Annotated in this window: 6 protein-coding genes; 3 read left to right on the top strand and 3 right to left on the bottom strand. The window is 37.9% G+C overall.

The genetic code is table 11. The features are described 5' to 3' along the window. Positions 1-1,073: replication initiation protein RepM (repM, locus tag CIK80_RS15180; protein ID WP_306298347.1), on the top strand; the 1,073-nt coding region annotated here is incomplete at its 5' end. A 225-nt stretch (positions 1,074-1,298) separates the two neighbouring features. Here repM and CIK80_RS15175 read toward each other — a convergent pair. Beyond that, positions 1,299-1,817, bottom strand: a complete 519-nt coding sequence (locus tag CIK80_RS15175; RefSeq protein WP_087039981.1) for an HPP family protein — start codon at positions 1,815-1,817, stop codon at positions 1,299-1,301. A gap of 138 nt (positions 1,818-1,955) precedes the next feature. Here CIK80_RS15175 and CIK80_RS15170 point away from each other — a divergent pair, with 138 nt between their 5' ends. Next, a complete protein-coding gene (locus CIK80_RS15170) occupies positions 1,956-2,507 on the top strand; it encodes a TetR/AcrR family transcriptional regulator (protein WP_087039982.1) in 552 nt (183 codons plus the stop codon). 324 nt (positions 2,508-2,831) lie between these two features. Here the strand turns inward: CIK80_RS15170 and CIK80_RS15165 are convergent, their stop codons facing one another. Together CIK80_RS15165 and CIK80_RS15160 are read right to left on the bottom strand one after the other, a co-directional pair. Continuing rightward, positions 2,832-3,056, bottom strand: coding sequence for a type II toxin-antitoxin system RelB/DinJ family antitoxin (locus CIK80_RS15165; protein WP_087040288.1), 225 nt, complete (start codon positions 3,054-3,056; stop codon positions 2,832-2,834). Between the two features lie 90 nt (positions 3,057-3,146). Beyond that, positions 3,147-3,422 (bottom strand): hypothetical protein, encoded by a 276-nt coding sequence (locus CIK80_RS15160; RefSeq protein WP_087040289.1) that lies wholly within the window; start codon positions 3,420-3,422, stop codon positions 3,147-3,149. Positions 3,423-3,880: 458 nt separating this feature from the next. Between CIK80_RS15160 and mobV the strand changes: the two genes are divergently transcribed. Next, positions 3,881-4,783: a MobV family relaxase gene (gene mobV, locus CIK80_RS15155; protein ID WP_087040290.1), complete on the top strand. Its 903-nt coding sequence runs from the start codon at positions 3,881-3,883 to the stop codon at positions 4,781-4,783. Positions 4,784-5,118: the final 335 nt, after the last annotated feature.

Genomic DNA, 5,118 nt, shown 5'->3' with positions numbered 1-5,118 from the left:
GTTTACTTACCCATTCGAATACGTTTACTTACCCATTCGAATACGTTTACTTACCATTTGAATACTTGAATAAAAAAGTATTCAAAGATACAATTAAATATAAGTATTCAATTATGAAGGTTATTATGTCTAAATCTAATTTAGTGGTGAAAACCAACTATCTAAACACCGTACTACAAAATCTAAAACTATCAGAAATACGCATTGTGCAGTTAGCCGTTGTAGACGCTAGAGAAACTGGTACAGGGTTGAGTGCAGAGATACCACTTCGTATTGATGCTAAAAGATATGCTGAAGTTTTTAATACCACTCGCCAAAACGGTTATCTAATGATGAAGGACGCTGAAGATACGCTATTTAACAGACGCTTTAGCTATGTTGATGATGAAGGTAAGTTAGTTAAATCTCGTTGGTTATCCCAAGTTAGATATTTAGATGACGAAGGAGCGATTGAAGTTGTATTTACTCCAGCTGTAGTACAAGGAATTACTCGGATTGATGGGGCTGAAGAGTTTTTTACTAAATATTTACTAGAACAAACAGCTGAAATGGATAGTAATTATTCAGTAAGGCTCTATGAGCTGCTGGTTCAATGGAAGCAAGCCAAAAAAACACCTGTTTTTGAATTGGAGAAATTTAGAGGTCAGCTTGGAGTTGAAGATGATGAATATCAAACTATGAGCAACTTCAAAAAAAGGGTCTTAAACCTTGCTGTTGAAGAGATAAACGAAAAATCAGATCTCAATGTTAGTTACACTCAAAAGAAAAAAGGTCGCAAAATTGCAGGATTTAGTTTTACTGTTTATGAAAAGCCAAAAGCTAAGACGGATGTAGTTAATAAGGAGCGCGACGTTAGTACAGGAGATATGTTTACGGTCGATGGATTGAATGATAAGCAGCTAGGGCGAATTGCTCGTAACCCTGCTTTTATGGCGGAATACAATCATTTAGTAAGCCCAACTAGCCCAGCTGGGCAGTCACAGCAAGAATGGGAGTTTGAAATGGTTAACCGCCTTAAAAAAGACCCTACACAGTTTAATAAACGTCCCATCAGAGAGTATCTTGAATACTAGGTCTTATGAGTGTGTTAGATGGGTTCGGTTCCCTAGTGAGGACTTGAATCTTTGGCTGTAAGCTATTGGTATCAAAGTTTTAACTCGCTGAAATAGCCGCAGTGTACTTCATGGTGTACTTGCCATACATATTCTATTCGTGATCGGCGCGGTATACAGGCATTGAACTATAGACTAACTCTCAGAGTGTTAAGTCCCAGACAATCCCGATGCGGTTCAGGTAATTCACCACCAATAAGTCGGATACTGTTTACCTTTACCCAAATTGTTATAAATCAGCGCTACCATTACCAAAACGATTGAACCGATTAGAGTGGGTGTTATCAAAAAACTCCAATTTACTGCACCTAGCATAACTATTAAAGGGTTAGACCCAGCAGGCGGATGAGGCATTCTAAATATCAGCATTAGCGCAATGGCAGTGCCAACAGCAGTTGCCATACTCCACCAGTGAATACCAAATAACGTCATGAATACCAGTCCTGTAAAAGTCGCAATAACATGCCCACCTATAACATTTCTCGGCTGGGCAAAAGGGCTAGTAGGATAGGCAAATATTAGTAAACAACTTGCGCCAAACGATCCTAAAATCATAATAAGTTCTATTGAGCTTCCTAATATAGCAAGCGTTGCAGTGGCAATGGTGCCACCTAGCCAAGCCACTGCTATCATCGATGAAGGTAATCTCTTCGGACATTCGTTGACTTGACCGCTTAACTTATGCCAATTAAAGAATGAATGCATACTTACTCCTATCATAAATAAAAAATAAAAAGGTATAATTACAAATATACTGTTCGGTATACATTCCAAGTATACCGAACAGTATATAAAAATACTATTATTGTTATTCACTGCATAAAAATAACAGGAGCAGAACCAATGGAATTGCGAGATACTATTCTACAAAAAAGTTATGAGCTCTTTTATAAGCAAGGCTTTCACGACAGTGGAGTAGAGCTTCTAGCAAAGCGATCAGGGACTACCAAGCGGACTTTGTATGCTCATTTTGGTAGTAAAGAAGGCTTGATTGAGGAGGCGCTTAAATATCGTCATCAGATGTTTATGACTCAATTAGAAAATGACTTTGATGATTTTGAGATTGAGAAAGTAGCAGATGTTGCCACTTGCTACTTAAACTTCCTCAAGAACTGGACGTTATCAGAGGATTTTTATGGTTGTATGTTTATCAACGCTTGCGCAGAGTATTCAGATAAACAGTCTTCACCTCATTTAATAGCCAAGCAGCATAAAACTGAGGTTAGGAAATGGCTACTTGATAATTTTGAACAGATAAGTGCGGAAAATGCTAAGCAGAAATCTGACACTTTGTTTGTATTTGGCGAAGGTATTATCGTTGCCGCACAAACGGATCAGGAGTCATTAGAGTTAAATTTAGAGTTAAATACTGATTTTTTTAAGGTTTTGGATTAAATTATATCGATACAAGTTAGGTTTTAGCGTATCAGATTCCACGATAGTACTCTGGCAGTTTCAGTGCGAAATTATGGTATACCCTAGTGGAACCAGTCTATTACACCTCTAAACGATTAAAAGACTACCCTATTTAGACTTTTATTAAGGAACCACTCTAAACCGACTTTTCTCTAATCATTTGGCATATCAGTGTACACGTGTTACATAATTCGAGACTCTTACAGTAAGAAAGGAGTAAGGTGTATATGTACTAAAACAAACATTAGGGGTTTGATCATGGATGATAAAAGATTCTTTCTACGAGCAATTGGGGTTTGTGGTTTAATCTTTATTTTGGCTACGATGGTTGCCGCTAGATTTTTTTAGTGTATTAGTGCTAAGTATTGCCTGGTAATCAAAAGACAGCGGTACGCTATTGGTTTCTGCCACTTGATTCAAAAATAACTTAATCGCCTGAGAAGGTGTTAAACCATAGCCCTCAAGCACCGAAAACGCCTTTTCTTTTAATTCTTGATCAAGACGAATATTATAATTAGTCGTACTCATAGTATTACTTATCGCTTATATATGTACTCCTAATATAAGCGATAAGTACAGCCACATAAATCGATTTGTCATTCTGTGCTCCTTACTAATCTAGACAACGACAGCCTGCTCGTTCAACCCAGTAAGAAAGTCATAAACCATCTCTTCAATGCTTTTTTGCATAATATACAGCTCAGAAGTCGAATAATCTCCTAGCTCATTCCTTTCATCCATGACTTCAAACAGCTTTGTCCTAACGGCTTTCTCATGCGTCTTATCGTCAATCAAAAGCAAATTAAGCTTTACGATAGCTCTATCGTAGGCTTCTTGGGTAGCTTCAAGCTGAAGGCTTTTACTGCTAGCTACTGATACACCGATCATGCTCATAAATCACTCCGTTACTAGAATTATCTGTAGCGACAGATAATTTTTTTAGGTGAATAAGTTGTTTGTACCAGCCTAAGATTATGCCAGTGAAAAACGAGAAGTAACGCTCTTATAAGCCCTTTTTTGTAGCAGATTTTACGACAGATAAAAGACCCGTCATTTTTTACCTAATTTAATGACTACACCTTACGCACCCTAAAGGGACTGCCAAATAGCTGATATTGTTAGGTTTATTGAAATTCAGGTGTATACAAAGTGCAAACAAAATCGCTCTTAGGTATTGATTTAAAAAGAAAAAATGCGTTTACAATCTGTAAACAGCCAAGTTGAAAAACAGTGAAAAACAGCCCTTTTTTACTGCCTTTTGCCGTAAAAATTACGCTTTCGTAACGGGTGAAATTATGGTGTAGTAAGTACACTTTAGTGAAATAACACCTAATTATCAGGAAAAAGTGGCAATGAACTATGCAATTTTGAGGACGGCGAAATTGAAGACGATGGGCAACATTGGTGGCAGTCTTGCACACAGCTACCGAACGATAGAAACGCCCAATACTGACCCCAACCTCACCCCTAAAAATTATCATAGCGTTGCTACCCCTGAAGCCGTCAAACAGGCAATAAAAGACCGGCTCCCTGAAAAAAGACGCTCTGATGCGGTGCTATGTATCGAGTATTTAATAACCGCCAGTCCTGAATGGGAAGGCTGGGGAAAAAGCCAAGAAGGAGAATTTTTTAAACGATCTGCTCAGTGGCTCATGGATAAGCATGGGGAAGAAAACATTGCGAGTATGAGTATTCATCGGGACATAAGCACACCGCACCTAGTCGCTTATGTAGTTCCTATTGACCAAAGAGGTAAGCTCAACTGTAAGGATTTTCTAGGTGGAAGGGCTAAATTAAACAAGATGCAAACCGATTTTGCCAATACGGTCGCTGATTTAGGGTTAACGAGGGGTAAAGAAGGCTCTAAAGCCAAGCATACCAGCATCAAGGAGTATTACCATGACATCAATCACGCGAGAGATTTTAGTATCGAAACCGTATCACCTAAGCCTGAAATGTTTGAAAGCAAGGCTCGGTATAGGGAAAAGGTCACAGCAGCCGTTATTGAGCAAATAGAACCGACTGTGAAGGCTGCTAACAGCATCCTAATGGACTATGAGAAAGCTAGATTGGATAAAAGCGTTGCGGAAGCGAGCTATGACACCCTTAAAAAACGTGTTGAGCCTTACTTACTGGCGACTGAAGGGTTAAATCAAGAGGAAATTGCTAGAGTAAATGAGGCAATGCAGCTAGAAAGCCGTAGAATCGCTGTAGAGAGGGTTAAATATGAAAAAGCTAGGTATCTATCAAAATAGATATTTAATGCTATTAAATCTAATCCTATAGACAGATAGAGCGGTTTCTATAGCTTATTACTAAGGTAAAAAATAAATTGATGAACAAACTAGAAAGAAAGAGTTGATCAATCATCTGATCCAAGAAGGCATAAAAAATCCAAATATTTTGTGGTAACTAATGCTTTTTTCTTTTGTCTTTTTCATTAGTAAAAAATAAAAAAAATGCTTTTAATGCTTTTAAATGCTTTTAAATGCTTTTAAGCCCTCTGTATCCCTTGCTACTAAAGGTCTGAAACCTCCATTCGAATACGTTTACTTACCCATTCGAATACGTTTACTTACCCATTCGAATA

This window comes from Psychrobacter sp. JB193 (assembly GCF_002285555.1).
GTDB lineage: Bacteria > Pseudomonadota > Gammaproteobacteria > Pseudomonadales > Moraxellaceae > Psychrobacter > Psychrobacter alimentarius.
The sequence above is the reverse complement of the archived record's forward strand: the minus strand, read 5'-3'. Positions and strand labels throughout refer to the sequence as shown.

Coding starts and splice junctions, on each gene's coding strand:
- CIK80_RS15175 (WP_087039981.1), bottom strand. CDS start 1,817: ATGCATTCATTCTTTAATTGGCATAAGTTAAGCGGTCAAGTCAACGAA.
- CIK80_RS15170 (WP_087039982.1), top strand. CDS start 1,956: ATGGAATTGCGAGATACTATTCTACAAAAAAGTTATGAGCTCTTTTAT.
- CIK80_RS15165 (WP_087040288.1), bottom strand. CDS start 3,056: ATGAGTACGACTAATTATAATATTCGTCTTGATCAAGAATTAAAAGAA.
- CIK80_RS15160 (WP_087040289.1), bottom strand. CDS start 3,422: ATGAGCATGATCGGTGTATCAGTAGCTAGCAGTAAAAGCCTTCAGCTT.
- mobV (WP_087040290.1), top strand. CDS start 3,881: ATGAACTATGCAATTTTGAGGACGGCGAAATTGAAGACGATGGGCAAC.